Raw genomic sequence first — 1150 nt, 5'->3', positions numbered from 1 at the left:
TACTTGCCTCTTCATCTTCTTTTATACTATCTTTTAAGAAAATAAATGATATTATGTATATTTTTTCCTCTTCATTTATATTTTCTTTTAATAAAATTTCTACTAAATTTTTTATTATCTCTTTAACATCAATATTTTCTGAAAATATAATTTTATTTAAAATAATTATATTATCTAATTCGGTTATATTATCAGATAATAAAACTTCTTTTTTCTTTTCTATATTCTCACTTTCTATTATGCTATCGCTAATATTTATCTCATTAAGTAAATTTATAACATCTGTAAAGTTCCTCTTGTAAATTTCAGAAGGAACATATACCGCATTATATATAGCCCCATTTCTATTATTCCCTGATTTATCATAAGCAGTAGTTCCGCTTCCTTCATTTAAATTATAATATAACGCTAAACTGCTTTCGTTTTTAAATATAAAATTAAAATGCTCTCTTACTTCTTCATCAGTTAAAATTCTATTATATATTCTAACTTCATCTACTTTTCCTTTAAAATAAGGATCAGTGCTTAAAAAAGGCCACCCTCCTAATCTAAATCCTACATACATACCTTCATAATAATAATATAAATTTCCAACATTATTAAAATTTCCTATTTTTTTTCCGTTAATATACGCACTTCCTCCAACTCCTGATTTATAGGTTAAAACTGCGTGATACCATTTATTTAATTCACAAGGATAATAAACTTTCATTCTTCCAGAAACTCCACATATTCCAAAAGAAACATTATTATCAACTTCTCTATAAATTCCATAACCATAACCAGTAGATGTGCTTATTCCTTCTGCTACAATTTCCTGTAATCTATTATTTAACTTTAAATAAAACCAACATTCTACTGAAAATTCCTGTCCTGCTATTGGGGAAGAAGCATTAGCCATTAAATAACTATATTCATTTCCGCTAAATTCCAAAGCATATTGATTTTTATCTATTTCTTCCTTTACTAAAATTTTTCTAAATAAAGAAAAGTTATCCTGATATAATATATTTTCAAAGAGCCTTATTGTATTTTTTACTTTTGATATTTCTTCTAAATCAATATTGTCTAATATTCTTTTTTTATTTAAAATACTTTCTGCTTCATCTAAACTAACATTCTCTAATAATTTTATCTTGTTTGATAGTTT

1 protein-coding gene is annotated in these 1150 nt (G+C 24.4%); it reads right to left on the bottom strand.

What is annotated here, in order from left to right; genetic code table 11:
- Positions 1 to 1150: LamG domain-containing protein (locus PKV21_06485; protein HOM27136.1), on the bottom strand; the 1150-nt coding region annotated here is incomplete at both ends.

The sequence above is a fragment of the bacterium genome, from assembly GCA_035371905.1.
Taxonomy (GTDB): domain Bacteria; phylum Ratteibacteria; class UBA8468; order B48-G9; family JAFGKM01; genus JAMWDI01.
This window is presented reverse-complemented; position numbering and strand designations above follow the sequence as displayed.